General features: G+C 68.9%; 15 protein-coding genes. 6 read left to right on the top strand and 9 right to left on the bottom strand.

Annotated features, from left to right (window positions below; all coding sequences use genetic code 11):
* Positions 1-8 precede the first annotated feature (8 nt).
* Genes A5775_RS00515 through A5775_RS00505 form a run of 3 tightly spaced genes read right to left on the bottom strand, consistent with a single transcriptional unit; the run spans position 9 to position 3,479 of the window.
* Positions 9-671, bottom strand: a complete 663-nt coding sequence (locus A5775_RS00515; protein WP_067245598.1) for a TetR/AcrR family transcriptional regulator — start codon at positions 669-671, stop codon at positions 9-11.
* Positions 672-726: 55 nt separating this feature from the next.
* Complete coding sequence (locus A5775_RS00510) at positions 727-2,247, bottom strand: aldehyde dehydrogenase family protein (protein WP_067245719.1); 1,521 nt, start codon at positions 2,245-2,247, stop codon at positions 727-729.
* Positions 2,244-3,479, bottom strand: coding sequence for a 2-oxoadipate dioxygenase/decarboxylase family protein (locus tag A5775_RS00505; protein ID WP_067245595.1), 1,236 nt, complete (start codon positions 3,477-3,479; stop codon positions 2,244-2,246). Before A5775_RS00505 ends, A5775_RS00510 begins: the two co-directional genes overlap by 4 nt.
* A gap of 30 nt (positions 3,480-3,509) precedes the next feature.
* Between A5775_RS00505 and A5775_RS00500 the strand changes: the two genes are divergently transcribed.
* From A5775_RS00500 to A5775_RS00475, 6 genes are all read left to right on the top strand, one after another.
* Positions 3,510-3,962, top strand: coding sequence for an Lrp/AsnC family transcriptional regulator (locus A5775_RS00500; protein WP_067245592.1), 453 nt, complete (start codon positions 3,510-3,512; stop codon positions 3,960-3,962).
* Between the two features lie 74 nt (positions 3,963-4,036).
* Entirely contained in the window at positions 4,037-5,377 is a 1,341-nt protein-coding gene (gene lat, locus A5775_RS00495; protein ID WP_067245716.1) for an L-lysine 6-transaminase, read from the top strand.
* Between the two features lie 137 nt (positions 5,378-5,514).
* A complete protein-coding gene (locus A5775_RS00490) occupies positions 5,515-5,898 on the top strand; it encodes a hypothetical protein (protein WP_067245589.1) in 384 nt (127 codons plus the stop codon).
* Positions 5,899-5,945: 47 nt separating this feature from the next.
* A complete protein-coding gene (gene usfY / locus A5775_RS00485) occupies positions 5,946-6,257 on the top strand; it encodes a protein UsfY (protein WP_067245586.1) in 312 nt (103 codons plus the stop codon).
* A 420-nt stretch (positions 6,258-6,677) separates the two neighbouring features.
* Positions 6,678-7,115: an ATP-binding protein gene (locus A5775_RS00480; RefSeq protein ID WP_067166079.1), complete on the top strand. Its 438-nt coding sequence runs from the start codon at positions 6,678-6,680 to the stop codon at positions 7,113-7,115.
* Complete coding sequence (locus A5775_RS00475) at positions 7,112-7,900, top strand: RNA polymerase sigma factor SigF (protein ID WP_067245582.1); 789 nt, start codon at positions 7,112-7,114, stop codon at positions 7,898-7,900. The genes A5775_RS00480 and A5775_RS00475 overlap by 4 nt, the downstream gene beginning before the upstream one ends.
* Here the strand turns inward: A5775_RS00475 and A5775_RS00470 are convergent.
* From A5775_RS00470 to A5775_RS00445, 6 genes are all read right to left on the bottom strand, one after another.
* On the bottom strand, positions 7,871-8,305 hold the full coding sequence (locus A5775_RS00470) for an STAS domain-containing protein (RefSeq protein ID WP_067245578.1): 435 nt from the start codon (positions 8,303-8,305) through the stop codon (positions 7,871-7,873). The genes A5775_RS00475 and A5775_RS00470 overlap by 30 nt on opposite strands.
* A gap of 185 nt (positions 8,306-8,490) precedes the next feature.
* Positions 8,491-10,293: an acetyl/propionyl/methylcrotonyl-CoA carboxylase subunit alpha gene (locus tag A5775_RS00465; protein WP_067245575.1), complete on the bottom strand. Its 1,803-nt coding sequence runs from the start codon at positions 10,291-10,293 to the stop codon at positions 8,491-8,493.
* Between the two features lie 123 nt (positions 10,294-10,416).
* Positions 10,417-10,839 (bottom strand): SufE family protein, encoded by a 423-nt coding sequence (locus A5775_RS00460; RefSeq protein ID WP_067245572.1) that lies wholly within the window; start codon positions 10,837-10,839, stop codon positions 10,417-10,419.
* A 10-nt stretch (positions 10,840-10,849) separates the two neighbouring features.
* Complete coding sequence (locus A5775_RS00455; protein WP_067245713.1) at positions 10,850-11,752, bottom strand: sulfurtransferase; 903 nt, start codon at positions 11,750-11,752, stop codon at positions 10,850-10,852.
* 93 nt (positions 11,753-11,845) lie between these two features.
* Positions 11,846-12,478 carry a nucleoside triphosphate pyrophosphatase gene (locus A5775_RS00450; protein WP_067245568.1) on the bottom strand — a complete coding sequence of 211 codons (633 nt, stop codon included), beginning with the start codon at positions 12,476-12,478 and terminating at the stop codon, positions 11,846-11,848.
* On the bottom strand, positions 12,475-12,765 hold the full coding sequence (locus A5775_RS00445; RefSeq protein WP_067245565.1) for an acyl-CoA carboxylase subunit epsilon: 291 nt from the start codon (positions 12,763-12,765) through the stop codon (positions 12,475-12,477). Before A5775_RS00445 ends, A5775_RS00450 begins: the two co-directional genes overlap by 4 nt.
* Positions 12,766-12,779 lie beyond the last annotated feature (14 nt).

The raw sequence follows: 12,779 nt of genomic DNA, 5'->3' as shown, positions 1-12,779 counted from the left end.
CGCCGCGCTCAGAGGCGCGAGGTGTTCATCGCCTCGCCGAGCTCGTCCGGAATCTCGGGGACCCGCGCGATCGCGTCCAGCAGCGCGTGCGCGCAGGCGTCGGCGAGCTTGTCGGCGTCGGTGGTGGGGTCGATGATCCGTTGCCGGCAGATCTCGAACGTCAGCGCCAGCCAGCCGTTCAGGATCACCCGCAGGTGCCGCTCGACCGCGGGTTCCATGCGCGCCGCGGGGAGTTCGGCGATCAGCCGGTTGATCCGGGACATGATGTGTTCCATCTGGCGGTTCTTGGCGTCGTCCTCGACGCCCAGCAGAACCGGGTCGGAGCGGCCCAGCCCGACGTACGCGGCCCACGCGGCCTCCGGGTTCTGCTCGTGGTAGGCCATGTAGGCCAGCACACCGACGCGGATCTCCTCGTACATGGTCAGACCGGTGGCGTCGTCCATGTTGGTGTTCTCGTACAGGCGGTCGGCCTCGTCCTTGACCACCGCCGCGAAAAACGCTCGCTTGTCGGGGAAATAGTGGTACATCAGGGCCCGCGACACCCCGGCGCGTTCCGCGATCTCATCGATGCGGACCTCGTCGTAAGGTCGCTTCCCAAAAACCTCTGCCCCTAAAGCGAGCAGCTCAGCGCGCCGATCCTCGGGGGATAGACGCCTTCGGGCGGTCGGCATGTGTCAGATAGTACTCATACGACACGAGACGACGACCACAATGGATTCATCGGCGTCATCCGAACTCCACCCCCTGGGCCAGCGGCAACTCGCCGGAATAATTGACGGTATTGGTACTTTGGCGCATGTAGGCCTTCCACGAGTCCGTGCCGGATTCTCGCCCGCCGCCGGTTTCCTTCTCGCCGCCGAACGCGCCCCCGATCTCCGCCCCGGACGTGCCGATGTTGACATTGGCGATTCCGCAGTCGGATTCGGCCAGGAACCGTTCGGCCTCGCGCAGGTCCGTGGTGAAGATGGACGACGAAAGCCCCTGTGGCACGGCGTTGTTGAGCGCTATCGCGTCGTCCAGCTCGCTGTAGGTCAGCACGTAGAGGATGGGTGCGAACGTCTCGCTCGCGACGATGGCCGTCTGCGCGGGCATCCGCACCACGGCCGGCGCCACATAGTAGGAACTCGGCTGCTCGGGTCCGTGCGGGTGCCTGCGGTCTCCGTCGATGACCTCCCCGCCGTCGGCGCGCGCGGATTCCAGCGCCCCCACCATGTCGCGGTAGGCGGTCTCGTGAATCAGCGGCCCGACCAGCGTGCCCGGTGTCGACGGGTCGCCGATCGGCAGTTGCCGGAAGGCGGACACGACGCGGGTGACAACCTCGTCGGCCACCGAATCGTGAACGATGAGCCGGCGCAGGCTGGTGCAGCGTTGACCGGCGGTGCCGGCGGCGGCGAACACCACGGCCCGCACCGCGAGGTCCAGGTCGGCCGACGGCGCCACGATGGCGGCGTTGTTGCCGCCCAATTCCAGCAGCACCCTGCCGAACCGCGCGGCGACGCGGGGGCCGACGTCGCGGCCCATCCGGACCGAACCGGTCGCCGACACCAGCGCGATGCGGGGGTCGTCCACCAGCAGCCCGCCGAGGTCGCGGTCGCCCAGCACCAGCGAGCTCACCGCGGGCGGGGCGCCGACGTCGGCCGCCGCCCGGACGATCAGCGCCTGCGTGGCCAGCGCCGTCAACGGCGTCAGCTCCGAGGGCTTCCACACCACCGGGTCCCCGCATACCAGGGCCAGCGCGGCGTTCCAGGCCCACACGGCGACGGGGAAGTTGAACGCGGTGATCACCCCCACCACACCGAGCGGGTGCCAGGTCTCCAGCAACCGGTGCCCGGGGCGCTCGGACGCGATGGTGCGGCCGTAGAGCTGGCGCGACAGGCCGACGGCGAACTGGCAGACGTCGATCATCTCCTGCACCTCGCCCGCCGCCTCGGAGGTGATCTTGCCGACCTCGACGGTCACCAGGGTGGCCAGCTCGTCCTTGTGCGCGGTGAGCAGCTCGCCCAGGCGGGCCACCAGCGCGCCGCGGACCGGGGCGGGCGTTGTTCGCCACGCCGAAAAGGCTTGGGCCGCTTCGGTGATCGTTTCCTCGGTCCGCTCGGGCGTGGTGGGCGCGACGGTGAACAGCACCTCGCCGGTGATCGGTGTGCTGGCGGGCAATCCGTGCCCGTCCGGCTCGCCGAGGCCGGCGGTGACGCCGATCGCGTCGAAGGCCTTGCGCACCCGGGCGCGTAACTGTTCGGTGGTCATGCGCATGCCTTTTCATAGAGGGCGTACGGGTCGCCGATGTCGCGGCCGATCGCCCCGGCCAGCCACTGCGCGTCGTAGCCGGATTCGTCTGGCGCGTCGGCGGTTTCGCCGTCGGAGTCGAGGTTGGACCGGAAGATGCCCGCGGCGGACGCGGGCAGGAAATCCTCGTAGACGATCGGCGCCGACGGGTCACCGCCGCGGTAGTAGCCGAGCCCCTCGGCGGCCATCCGCTCATCGGTGGGCGGGAAGTGATCCGCCCACACCGCGGCCGGGTCGGCGGCGCTCATCGCGGCGTCGTAGCGCTCACGGCCCTTCGGCGTCAGCGCGACACCCCGGGCCTCTACTTCGCCGAAGCGCACCCGCAGCGCCCCTTCGGTGATCCGGCCGTCCTCGCCACGGAACCGGCGGGGTTCGGCCATGGCGCGAAAAGAGGTCTGGCGCAACAACACCGCCGGCCCGCCGGTGCGCGGCGGCCCCTGGATGGCATCGATCATGGTGATGCCGTGCCCGCACATCCGCCGGTACAGCTCGTCGATGTCGAGGACCCGGGGCGTCAGGTGGTTGATGTGGGTGGAGCCGACGCCGGCGATGTCGGCGGCCACGGCGGACACCCGTGACAATTCGTCGTACCAGGACTTGTCGATCGGCTCGCCGGACAGCGCGAACGCCGCCACCGCGGCCGCGACGAACTCGCGCGCCCGGTCGCCGGGGCAGCCGCCCGCGGCGGCGACGGCGCGGGCGCGGTCGAGCAACGCGGGATCGAACAGCCGGCGGCGCGCCAGGAAGGCGTCGACGCGGCGGCGCAGGCCACGGTCGAAGAAGCGCGCGTCGCGGGTGGCCAGCATCGAGGTGAACACCCGGAAAGGGTTGAGCGACAGCTCGTTTGCATCAATGGGCCGGAAGGCGGTCGACACCACCGGGACCGGGGAGGCCGCGCAGCGCAGGTCGTAGTAACCGACCGCCAGCATGCCGAATGCGGCAAAAAGGTCGGCGACCGCGGCGAGTTCGGCTGGGCTGCCAACCCGGATGGCGCCGTGCCGCTCGGCCGTGACGCGCCGTAGCGAGCCGAACCGTTCGGCATCGGCATGGCGCGCCACGTAATCGGCGTTCACCTCCTCGCTCACCGCGACCAAGGTGCCGTAGGCGGGCACCTCGGCGGCGTACATCGCCGAGAGGCCCGCCGCGAACAGGGCGCGAAGCTGCCACGTCGGCAGCCATTTCGTGCGGCTCACGGCGCGCCGTTCCTGCGATAGTCTCCGGCCATGAGTGAGACGCTCGACGAAGTCGACCGGATTTTGGTGCGCGAACTGGTCGCCGACGGACGCGCGACGCTGGCGGAGTTGGCGGCCAGCGCCCGGCTGTCGGTGTCGGCGGTCCAGTCCAGGGTGCGCAGGCTCGAGGCCCGCGGCGTCATCGCCGGATACTCGGCGCGCATCGACCCCGAGGCCGTCGGGCATCTGCTGTCGGCGTTCGTGGCCATCACTCCTCTGGATCCCTCTCAACCCGATGATGCGCCCGCCCGCCTCGAGCACATCGAGGAGATCGAATCGTGCCACTCGGTGGCCGGCGAGGAAAGCTACGTCCTGCTGGTGCGGGTCGCATCCGCCCGCGCGCTCGAGGACCTGCTGCAGCGGATCCGGACCGCCGCGAACGTCAAGACCCGAAGCACCATCATTCTGAACACTTTTTACATCGATCGGCAGCATATTCCGTAAATTATCCCGTCGATATGTCATCGTACTGTAAAAGTCACGTGTTCTGTCCGTACAATGCCCGTACACTGGGCGCCATGACGGCCGCTCTGGAACGCTTCGCCCGCGCCGGCGCGCACACCGATCCCGACCGCGTCCACGAGGTGCTGGCCCGCAGCATGTTGGTCAACGGCTTCGACTTCGTGCTCGATCTGGCGCGCTCGGCCGGCTCCTACCTTTATGACGCCCGGGACGGCCGGCGCTACCTCGACATGTTCACGTTCTTTGCCTCCTCGGCGCTGGGCATGAACCACCCGGCGCTGGCCGACGACGACGAATTCCGGGAGGAGTTGGTCCACGCCGCGCTGAACAAGCCCAGCAATTCCGACGTGTACTCGGTGGCGATGGCCCGTTTCGTCGAGACGTTCGCCCGCGTCCTGGGCGACCCTGCCCTGCCGCATCTGTTTTTCGTCGACGGCGGCGCGCTCGCGGTGGAGAACGCGCTCAAGGTGGCGTTCGACTGGAAGAGCCGGTTCAACGAGGCGCGCGGTGTGGACCCTGCGCTGGGCACCCGGGTGCTGCACCTGCGCGGGGCCTTCCACGGCCGCAGCGGCTACACGCTGTCGCTGACCAACACCAATCCCGTCACCGTGGATCGCTTTCCCACGTTCGACTGGCCGCGCATCGACGCTCCCTACCTGCGGCCGGGCGCCGACGTGGCGGCGCTCGAGGCCGAGTCGCTGGCCCAGGCCCGCGCCGCCTTCCGAGCCCATCCGCACGACATCGCCTGCTTCGTGGCCGAACCCATTCAGGGCGAGGGCGGCGATCGGCACTTCCGGCCCGAGTTCTTCGCCGCCATGCGTCAACTCTGCGACGAACACGACGCCCTGCTGATCTTCGACGAGGTGCAGACCGGCTGCGGCCTGACCGGAACCGCTTGGGCCTACCGGCAATTCGGCGTGCAACCCGACGTGGTCGCGTTCGGTAAGAAGACCCAGGTGTGCGGCATCATGGCGGGCCGCCGGGTCGACGAGGTCGCCGACAACGTGTTCGCGGTGCCGTCCCGGCTGAACTCGACGTGGGGCGGCAACCTGGCCGACATGGTGCGCGCCCGCCGCATCCTGGAAGTGATCGAGGCCGACGAACTGTTCGATCACGCCGCCGCGCAGGGCGCCTACCTGCTGGGCTGCCTCGACGAACTGGCCGGGGAGTTTCCCGGTTTCGTCCGTCATCCCCGCGGCCGCGGCCTGATGTGCGCGTTCAGCCTGCCGACCACCGCCGACCGCGACGAGCTGATCCGCCGGCTGTGGCAGCGCGCGGTGATCGTCCTGCCCTCGGGTCGCGACGGCGTCCGGTTCCGTCCGGCGCTGACCGTCACGCGCACCGAGATCGACGCGGCGATGCGGGCCATTCGCGGCGCCCTGGCCGCCCGGTCCTGACGGCCTGACCCGAGCCCGGGCCCGTTTGTCACGGTTTGTCAGGGGGTATCTCTTAGAGCCGCCGCCGCGAGGCGCGTAACAAAACGACGCGGCGCGCGATGAACATAGGCGGGGCCGAATCCGGGGAGGTGAGGACGATGCAGAAAGCAGGCGAGCGACCAGGCGGTGACCGCCTGGGGCAGGAAGACCGCGAGGTGCTCGCCGCCATCCGGTTCGCCGTAGCGGCGACGGCCGCCGCCGTTGGCTTCATGCTGATCGCCGCGGTGTGGGTGAGCACCTGTCCGACGGGGGGCGTCGACACGGTGGCCTGCGGCCCGCCGCAACGCACCCTGTTGGCGTTCGGGGGACCAGTGATCGCGCTGGCCGCCGGGATCTGGGCGTTCGTGCGCACCTACCGCGTGTGGAAGGCCCAGGGGACCTGGTGGGGATGGCAGGGCGCGGGTTGGTTTCTGCTGACCGTCATGGCCCTGATGGTCGCCATGGGCGTTGCCCCGATCGCCGGTCCGGTGCTGGCCCTTTAGGTTTGCTTCCCCGCGATCTAACGTTGACGGTGCGGTGAGGAGCAGCCATGGGAGACACTTTTCACGACCCGGTCGACCATCTCAGGACCACGCGGCCGCTCGCCGGCGAGTCGCTGATCGACGTCCTGCATTGGCCGGGATACCTGTTAGTGGTCGCAGGTGTGATCGGGACCTGCGGGAGCCTTGCGGCGTTCGCGACCGGGCATCACCACGAGGGCATGACCGCGGGCGTCACGGCCGTCATCGCCGTGGTGCTGGGACTGGTCTGGCTGGCGGTGGAGCACCGCCGGATCCGCCGGATCGCGGACCGCTGGTACTCCGAACATCCCGAGGTGCTCCGGCAGCGGCCCGCCAGCTAGGGCCGACCTCCTGCAACGACTGAACCCGCTTTTTCGCGGGTGACCTGCCACGACGTCACGTGCGGTGAGATTTTGCCGGAAACCCGAATCCGAGGTTACGGGCGGGCCCGAGTGGGTATCAGGTTTGCACCATGATGAGTGCCGGAACGGTTGCGTTTGCGTGGTCACCCCATCATGGGGGACGGAATCACGAACACACCGACATAAATGCCTACTGCGACCACCAGCAAAACGATCAGCGTGACCCCGGCGATTACGCGACGCGCCTAAGCCGGCGCGTCCGGTCTGTATCGGTCGTGTCAGGCCCGTCCATAGCGGGCCGAATACCCGGCGGCGATCATGACTAACCGGCTCGAACGCACCGTCCACGGCGGGCTGCGCAGCGGTAGTAGTGTCAGTCAAACCATGCCGGGAGACCATATGAACGATGCTGGATTGCACGCTAACAAGCGTCCGCGCGGCCATCGCGCCGTCGAACTTCACGTCGCAGCGCGGCTGGAGAACCTCGCGATGCTGCGCACCCTGGTCGGCGCGATCGGCACCTTCGAGGACCTGGATTTCGATGCCGTGGCGGACCTGCGGCTCGCGGTCGATGAGGTGTGCACTCGGTTGATTCGCTCGGCTACTCCCGACGCGACGCTGAGCGTGGTGGTCGATCCGCAGGACGACCAATTGGTGGTGGAGGCCTCCGCGGCATGCGACACCCACGATGTGGTGGCGCCCGGCAGCTTCAGTTGGCATGTGCTGACGTCTTTGGCCGATGACGTCCAGACTTTTCACGATGGTCGCGAGCCCAATGAAACCGGCAGTGTTTTCGGCATCACGCTGACGGCGCGACGGGCGGCCTCCAGCAGGTGACACCGCGAGCTGCGGGCGGTTCGGTCTCGCGCCCGAACGAATACGCCGATGTTCCGGGCATGTTCCGTGAGTTGGCCTCGGTCGCGCCCGACTCCCCGGAAGTTCAGCGGCAACGGGACAAGATCGTCGAGCGTTGCCTGCCGCTGGCCGACCACATCGCGCGCCGCTTCGAGGGCCGCGGGGAACCACGGGACGACCTCGTCCAGGTGGCGCGCGTCGGGTTGGTCAATGCGGTGGTGCGCTTCGACGTCGACGCCGGCTCCGACTTCGTGTCCTTCGCGGTGCCCACGATCATGGGCGAGGTCCGCCGGCACTTCCGCGACAACAGCTGGTCGGTCAAGGTGCCGAGGCGGCTCAAAGAACTGCACCTGCGGCTCGGCACCGCCACCGCCGATCTGTCCCAACGGCTGGGCCGCGCGCCCACCGCGACCGAACTCGCCGCGGAGCTCGAGATGGACCGCGAGGAAGTGGTGGAGGGCCTGGTGGCCGGCAGCTCCTACAACACCTTGTCCATCGACAGCGGCGGCGGGGGCGAGGAGGAGGAAGCTCGCGCGATCGCCGATACCCTGGGCGATGTGGACACCGGCCTGGACCGGATCGAGGACCAGGAATCGCTGCGTCCGTTGCTCGAGGCGCTGCCCGAGCGGGAACGAACGGTGTTGGTGCTGCGGTTCTTCGAGTCGATGACCCAAACGCAGATCGCCGAGCGGGTCGGCATCTCACAGATGCACGTGTCGCGCTTGCTGGCGAAGTCGCTAACGCGGCTGCGGGACCAGTTGCAGTAGCGGCCGGGGGTTTTCGTCGTCCTCGACCCACAGCGGCTCCAGCAGCGGCTCGGCCTTCTGCGTCGTCACCGGGAGCGTGCCGTCCGGGTCGCAGACACGCAGCAGCCTGGCCACCGCCGGGCTCGGCGCCATGGCCCACGACACCTGGGCGGCCGAGCACATGACGTTGATCCGGTGCAGCGCCGAAAAGCCGGCGGTGCCAACGAATTTCAGGCCGCGCAGGTCGAGGATCACCCGCCGGGAGCGGTTGACGTTCTGTTGGACGTACGCGACGAGCTGATCCGCGTTGGCCGCGTCGAGCTCACCGTCGACCGTGATCAGGGTGCCCACCGGGCCCCGCCGGGCGGTGAACTGCGCCGTGCGGCTCTGCTGCCAAGATTGGGCCACAGACATTGCTGACTCCATTTTGTCGAGGAGGATTGCTGCTGTGGAATACGTCAGCCGACGTTGAATAGTTCGAAGAAACAGGGAATTCGCCTACCGCCACGCCATCGACGTATCCTGGGCGGCTGTGAGCTCAACCTTGTCTGTCACCTTACCCGCGGTGGCCAGGGGCGACAACGTTGTCTCTGTAGGCCTCTCAGGAGCCGCTACTTGATCTCGGCCAGCACCGTGCCCTGCGTGATGGCGGCGCCGGCCTCGACCGCGAGCCCGGTGATGACCCCGTCCTTGTGCGCGGTGACCGGGTTCTCCATCTTCATCGCCTCGAGGACCACCACCAGGTCGCCCGTGGCAACCTCCTGGCCTTCCTCGACCGCGACCTTGACCACGGTGCCCTGCATGGGCGCGGTGACCGCGTCGCCGGAGGCGGCCGCACCCGCGTGTGCCCCCCGCTTGCGTGCCTTGGGCTTCTTGCGGATGACACCCGCCTCACCGCCACCGCCGCCGCCGTTGGACAGCGCCAGTTCACCGGGCAGCGACACCTCCAGCCGGCGGCCGCCGACCTCCACGACCACCTTCTGACGGGGCCGGGCGTCCGCTTCGTCGTCCAGCGGCTCCCCGCCGGTGAACGGCTCGATGGTGTTGTCCCACTCGGTTTCGATCCAGCGCGTGTGCACCGAGAAGCTGTCGCCGTCGCCGACGAACGCCGGGTCCGACACGACGGCGCGGTGGAATGGGATGACCGTGGCCAGGCCCTCGACGTGGAACTCGTCCAGGGCGCGGCGGGAGCGGGCGAGCGCCTCCTCGCGGGTGGCGCCGTACACGATCAGCTTGGACAGCATGGAGTCGAACTGCCCGCCGATCACCGAACCGGCCTCGACGCCGGAGTCCAACCGGACACCGGGCCCGGTGGGGATGTCATAGCGGGTGACCGGTCCCGGCGCGGGCAAGAAGCCGCGCCCGGCGTCCTCGCCGTTGATCCGGAACTCGATGGCGTGCCCGCGGGGGGTCGGGTCCTCGGTGATGTCCAGCTTGTCGCCGTTGGCGATCTTGAACTGCTGCAGGACCAGGTCGATGCCGGCGGTCTCCTCGGTGACCGGGTGCTCGACCTGAAGACGGGTGTTGACCTCGAGGAAGGAGATCAGGCCGTCCTGGCCGACCAGGTATTCGACGGTCCCGGCGCCGTAGTAGTGGGCCTCTTTGCAGATCCGCTTGGCGGACTCGTGGATCTCCTTGCGCTGCGCGTCGCTCAGGAACGGCGCCGGTGCCTCTTCCACCAGCTTCTGGAACCGGCGCTGCAGCGAGCAGTCGCGGGTGCCGGCGACGATGACGTTGCCGTGCTGGTCGGCGATCACCTGCGCCTCCACGTGGCGCGGCTTGTCCAGGTAGCGCTCGACGAAGCACTCGCCGCGGCCGAACGCCGCGACGGCCTCACGGGTGGCCGACTCGAACAGCTCGGGGATCTCTTCGAGGGTGCGGGCCACCTTCATGCCCCGGCCGCCGCCACCGAAGGCCGCCTTGATGGCGATCGGCACGCCGTACTCCTGGGCGAAGGCCACCACCTCGTCGGCGTCCTTGACCGGGTCGGGGGTGCCGGGCACCAGCGGGGCCTGGGCGCGGGCGGCGATGTGGCGGGCGGTGACCTTGTCACCGAGGTCGCGGATGGACTGCGGGCTGGGGCCGATCCAGATCAGGCCCGCGTCGAGGACCGCCTGCGCGAAATCGGCGTTCTCCGACAGGAATCCGTAGCCGGGGTGGACGGCGTTGGCGCCGGACTTGGCCGCCGCGTCGAGGAGCTTGCCGAAGTCCAGGTAGGACTCCGCGGAGGTCTGCCCGCCCAAAGCGAACGCCTCGTCGGCCAGACGCACGTGGGGCGCTTCGGCGTCGGGCTCGGCGTACACCGCCACGCTGGACAGGCCCGCATCGCGGGCCGCGCGGATCACCCGGACAGCGATCTCGCCGCGGTTGGCGACGAGCACTTTGGAGATCCTCGAGCTGGCGTGACTGGCCACTGCCCCTCCTGTATGGCATCGGTCGCAGACGTATTTTCTGCGGGCGTCTTTAAGAGAATTTCTTACAACGAGTTCTCGGGAAGTCTAAGCGCCGCGCCGTTGGGCCGGCGAGGCGGTCCGGATTTATCCGGTCGGCTCGCGCAGCCTGCGCTTGATGCGGGCGAGCATCGCCGAGAGGCCGCGCAACCGCAGCGGGCTGATCAGCGCGGCCAGTCCGAGGTCGTCGTAAAAATCCTCGGGCACGGCCAGGATCTCGGCGGCGGGCTGCGCGTCGAGGCCGGTGGCCAGGATCGCCGCGAACCCCCGGGTGGTCGGTGATTCGGCGGGTGCGCTGAAGTGCAACCGCACCCGGTTCGGGTCGCTGGCGTCGACATGCAGGAACAGCGGCGTCTGGCACTCGGGGACCGGCTCCATGGCCCGCTCCTCCAGCTCGGGCGGCAGGTCCGGCAGCTCGTCGGCGAATTCCAGCAGCAGCTTCAGCTTGTCCTGCCCCTCGACCTCGGCGAAGTCGGATACCACCTCGGCCAGCGGTGCGGGCATGCTCATCGCGCACCCATCAGACGGAGACTGCCCCCGGCGCCTGCCCCGGGTCCGTGCCGGCGACGATCGGGGTGCGCACGGTGTTGCCCCACTCGGTCCACGAGCCGTCGTAATTGCGGACGCCGGGCTTGCCCAACAGGTGCGTCAGCACGAACCACGTGTGGCTGGACCGTTCGCCGATGCGGCAGTACACGACGGTCTTGTCGTCCGGCTCGAGGAAACCGTAGAGCTCCTCGAGCTCGTCGCGGCCGCGGAACCGGCCGCTCTCGTCGACCGCCTTGGCCCACGGGATCGACCGGGCGGTCGGGATGTGGCCGCCGCGCAGCACGCCCTCCTCGGGGTACTCGGGCATGTGGGTGCGCTTACCGGTGTACTCGTCCGGCGAGCGCACGTCGATCAGCGGCTGGCTGCCGAGAATCCCCAGCACTTCGTCCTTGAAGGCGCGGATGGGCTCGTCGTTGCGTGTGACCACGGGGTAGCCGGTGGACGTCTTGGTGGGGACGTCCAACGTGGTCTCCCGGCGTTCGGCCAGCCACAGGTCGCGACCGCCGTTGAGCAGGCGCACGTCCGGGTGGCCGAACAATGTGAACACCCACAGCGCATAGGCCGCCCACCAGTTGCTCTTGTCGCCGTAGATCACCACGGTGTCGTCGCGGGCGATGCCTTTGCGGTCCATCAACTCGGCGAACTGCGCACCGTTGATGTAGTCGCGGACCCGGGGGTCGTTGAGGTCGGTGTGCCAGTCGATTTTCACCGCGCCGGGGATGTGACCGACGTCGTAGAGCAACACGTCCTCGTCGGATTCGACGATCACCAGGCCGGGGGCGCCCTGGTGGGCGGACAGCCAGTCGGCGGTAACCAGTCGCTCGGGGTGGGCGTAGTTCGACAGTGTCGGGCTTGGATCGGGGGGTAATGCCACGTTGTCGAGCCTACTCATCCCGACATTTCGCCACCAACGTCGACGTGTTGTCGTGACGTCAGCCGGAGGAGCCCACCGCGTCGACGCTCGGCGTCAATTCGCCGCCCACAGCGCGGCCACCGACAGCCCGGCCCGCCCCACCAGGCGCCGCAGCAGCGGCAGGCTCACGCCGATCACGTTCGACGGGTCCCCCTCGATTCCGTCGACGAACCAGCCACCCAGGCCGTCGAGGGTGAAGCCGCCCGCCACGTGCCACGGCTCGCCGTGGGCGACGTACGCCCGCAGATCCGCCTCCGTCGGAGTAGCGAAATGCACTGTGGTACACAGCGATTCGACTTCGCGGTGGGTGATGGCGCCGTCACGCAGGCGCAGCAGGCAGTGCCCGGTGTGCAGCTCGCCGGAGCGGCCACCCATCAGGCGCCACTGGCTCACGGCGGTATCGGCCGACCCGGGCTTCCCACACAGTCGGCCGTCGATCTCGAGCATCGAATCACAGCCAATGACAACGCAATTGGCCGCGACGCCGCCGTCCAGTTCGGCGGCCACCTGTTCGGCCTTGGCCCGCGCCAGGGCGCACACCACGTCGGGCGGCGACGCGTCGGGGCCCAGCGCGGCCGCGATCGCGTCTTCGTCGACGCCGGACACCACGACCAGCGGATCGACACCCGCCTGACGCAACACCTTGAGCCGCCCGGCCGAGGCCGACGCCAGCACCAGGCGGGTCAATGCCTCATGTGCGTCATTTGCTGCATGGTGAGCCGCTGGTAGTTCGACATCGCGAACCGCAGCCGGTCGACCGGCAGGCCCCAGCGGGTCTGCTCGGGCTGTTGGGGCTCCGGCGCGCCACCGGCGCAGCCCAGCACCGCGAGCAGCGCGGCCACCTCCTCGACGGTGGGCTGACCCTTGAGGATCTGGATGTGCGGCTCGTGCGCTTGGGACGCGGGTTCAGTTGCCGCAGAACCGCTTTCGTCACTCACAGTGGCCTGATCGTTCGTCTCGTTCCCGTCACTCACTGCGTTTGTTCCGC

Origin of the sequence: Mycobacterium sp. 852002-10029_SCH5224772, from assembly GCF_001667315.1 — a bacterium.
In the GTDB taxonomy this organism is placed as follows: Bacteria; Actinomycetota; Actinomycetes; order Mycobacteriales; family Mycobacteriaceae; genus Mycobacterium.
This window is presented reverse-complemented; position numbering and strand designations above follow the sequence as displayed.

Excerpts from the sequence above, each read along its gene's own strand:
- A5775_RS00515 (WP_067245598.1), bottom strand. The coding sequence starts at position 671 with ATGCCGACCGCCCGAAGGCGTCTATCCCCCGAGGATCGGCGCGCTGAG.
- A5775_RS00510 (WP_067245719.1), bottom strand. The coding sequence starts at position 2,247 with ATGACCACCGAACAGTTACGCGCCCGGGTGCGCAAGGCCTTCGACGCG.
- A5775_RS00500 (WP_067245592.1), top strand. The coding sequence starts at position 3,510 with ATGAGTGAGACGCTCGACGAAGTCGACCGGATTTTGGTGCGCGAACTG.
- lat (WP_067245716.1), top strand. The coding sequence starts at position 4,037 with ATGACGGCCGCTCTGGAACGCTTCGCCCGCGCCGGCGCGCACACCGAT.
- A5775_RS00490 (WP_067245589.1), top strand. The coding sequence starts at position 5,515 with ATGCAGAAAGCAGGCGAGCGACCAGGCGGTGACCGCCTGGGGCAGGAA.
- usfY (WP_067245586.1), top strand. The coding sequence starts at position 5,946 with ATGGGAGACACTTTTCACGACCCGGTCGACCATCTCAGGACCACGCGG.
- A5775_RS00480 (WP_067166079.1), top strand. The coding sequence starts at position 6,678 with ATGAACGATGCTGGATTGCACGCTAACAAGCGTCCGCGCGGCCATCGC.
- A5775_RS00470 (WP_067245578.1), bottom strand. The coding sequence starts at position 8,305 with ATGGAGTCAGCAATGTCTGTGGCCCAATCTTGGCAGCAGAGCCGCACG.
- A5775_RS00460 (WP_067245572.1), bottom strand. The coding sequence starts at position 10,839 with ATGAGCATGCCCGCACCGCTGGCCGAGGTGGTATCCGACTTCGCCGAG.